Origin of the sequence: Salinibacterium sp. SWN1162 (genome assembly GCF_015864675.1) — a bacterium.
In the GTDB taxonomy this organism is placed as follows: Bacteria; Actinomycetota; Actinomycetes; order Actinomycetales; family Microbacteriaceae; genus Rhodoglobus.
This window is the reverse complement of the sequence record NZ_JADYWT010000006.1, coordinates 1-2,643: the sequence shown is the minus strand read 5'-3', so window position 1 is coordinate 2,643 and position 2,643 is coordinate 1. Positions and strand designations below refer to the sequence as shown.

General features: G+C 53.3%; 1 rRNA gene. It reads right to left on the bottom strand.

Going from position 1 to position 2,643, the window contains the following annotated elements:
- Positions 1–108: 108 nt before the first annotated feature.
- Positions 109–2,643, bottom strand: a 23S ribosomal RNA gene (locus I6E58_RS14100); the annotation flags it as partial.

Genomic DNA, 2,643 nt, shown 5'->3' with positions numbered 1-2,643 from the left:
GCTGTGTTAGCTGGGCGCAGTTCCCGACCGTAAATCGGGAACCACAAAGTGGACGCGAGAATTCTTCTCAGTCACCATTCACATCCGAAGATGTCAGTGAGGTGGGGTGTTATCAATTTGTCGACATATTAGTACTGGTCAGCTCCACAGGTCTTTAGTCCCTGCTTCCACATCCAGCCTATCAACGCAGTAGTCTAGCTGCGAGTCTCTCAGCCCTAAGGCCATGGAAATCTCATCTTGAAGCTGGCTTCCCGCTTAGATGCTTTCAGCGGTTATCCATTCCGAACGTAGCTAATCAGCGGTGCTCCTGGCGGAACAACTGACACACCAGAGGTTCGTCCATCCCGGTCCTCTCGTACTAGGGATAGATCTTCTCAAATTTCCTGCGCGCGCAGAGGATAGGGACCGAACTGTCTCACGACGTTCTAAACCCAGCTCGCGTACCGCTTTAATGGGCGAACAGCCCAACCCTTGGGACCTACTCCAGCCCCAGGATGCGACGAGCCGACATCGAGGTGCCAAACCATGCCGTCGATATGGACTCTTGGGCAAGATCAGCCTGTTATCCCCGAGGTACCTTTTATCCGTTGAGCGACAGCGCTTCCACAAGCCACTGCCGGATCACTAGTCCCGACTTTCGTCCCTGCTCGACTTGTCAGTCTCACAGTCAAGCTCCCTTGTGCACTTACACTCGACACCTGATTACCAACCAGGTTGAGGGAACCTTTGGGCGCCTCCGTTACTTTTTGGGAGGCAACCGCCCCAGTTAAACTACCCACCATGCACTGTCCCTGAACCGGATTACGGTCCGAAGTTAGATATCCAATATGACCAGAGTGGTATTTCAACAATGACTCCACCTGAACTAGCGTCCAAGCTTCACAGTCTCCCACCTATCCTACACAGGCCACACCGAACACCAATACAAAGCTATAGTAAAGGTCACGGGGTCTTTCCGTCCTTCTGCGCGTAACGAGCATCTTTACTCGTAGTGCAATTTCGCCGAGTTCGCGGTTGAGACAGCTGGGAAGTCGTTACGCCATTCGTGCAGGTCGGAACTTACCCGACAAGGAATTTCGCTACCTTAGGATGGTTATAGTTACCACCGCCGTTTACTGGGGCTTAAATTCACAGCTTCGCCTTACGGCTAACCGTTCCTCTTAACCTTCCAGCACCGGGCAGGCGTCAGTCCGTATACATCGTCTTGCGACTTAGCACGGACCTGTGTTTTTAGTAAACAGTCGCTTCCCACTGGTCTCTGCGGCCCTGCAGCGCTCCCGGAGCAAGTCCGTTCACGCCTTAGGCCCCCCTTATCCCGAAGTTACGGGGGCATTTTGCCGAGTTCCTTAACCACGATTCTCTCGATCTCCTTAGTATTCTCTACCTGATCACCTGAGTCGGTTTGGGGTACGGGTAACTTGAACCTCGCGTCGATGCTTTTCTTGGCAGCATAGGATCACTGATTTCGTCCGTGAGGACTACCCATCGAGTCTCAGCCTTAGTGAGAGACGGATTTGCCTATCTCTCGGCCTACATTCTTAGACCGGGACAACCATCGCCCGGCTCAGCTACCTTCCTGCGTCACACCTGTTAATACGCTAACCGCACCAGCATAGGGTCGTACGCTAGGCCCCACGCTTCACCCCGAAGGGATCCATCTAGGGGATTCAGATACTTAGCATTACTGGATTAGTTTGGGCGGTTCTTCGTCAGTACGGGAATATCAACCCGTTGTCCATCGACTACGCCTGTCGGCCTCGCCTTAGGTCCCGACTTACCCAGGGCGGATTAGCCTGGCCCTGGAACCCTTGATCATTCGGAGGACGGGTTTCTCGCCCGTCTTTCGCTACTCATGCCTGCATTCTCACTCGTGTAGGCTCCACGGCTGGTTTACACCGCCGCTTCACTGCCCACACGACGCTCTCCTACCACTCCGTACGGCTGAACCACGAAGGCTTACCTAAAATACGAAATCTACAACTTCGGTGGTGTGCTTGAGCCCCGTTACATTGTCGGCGCGGAATCACTTGACCAGTGAGCTATTACGCACTCTTTCAAGGGTGGCTGCTTCTAAGCCAACCTCCTGGTTGTCTATGCAACTCCACATCCTTTCCCACTTAGCACACGCTTGGGGACCTTAGTTGGTAGTCTGGGTTGTTTCCCTCTCGACGATGAAGCTTATCCCCCACCGTCTCACTGCTGCGCTCTCACTTACCGGCATTCGGAGTTTGGCTAACGTCAGTAACCTTTTAGGGCCCATCAGCTATCCAGTAGCTCTACCTCCGGCAAGAAACACGCAACGCTGCACCTAAATGCATTTCGGAGAGAACCAGCTATCACGAAGTTTGATTGGCCTTTCACCCCTATCCACAGCTCATCCCCTCAGTTTTCAACCTAAGTGGGTTCGGTCCTCCACGCGCTCTTACACGCGCTTCAACCTGGCCATGGATAGATCACTTCGCTTCGGGTCTAGAACCAGCGACTAAAACGCCCTATTAAGACTCGCTTTCGCTACGGCTGCCCCACACGGGTTAACCTCGCCACTGATCACTAACTCGCAGGCTCATTCTTCAAAAGGCACGCTGTCACAGCTACTAAGGCTGCTCCAACGGTTTGTAAGCAAACGGTTTCAGGTACTATTTC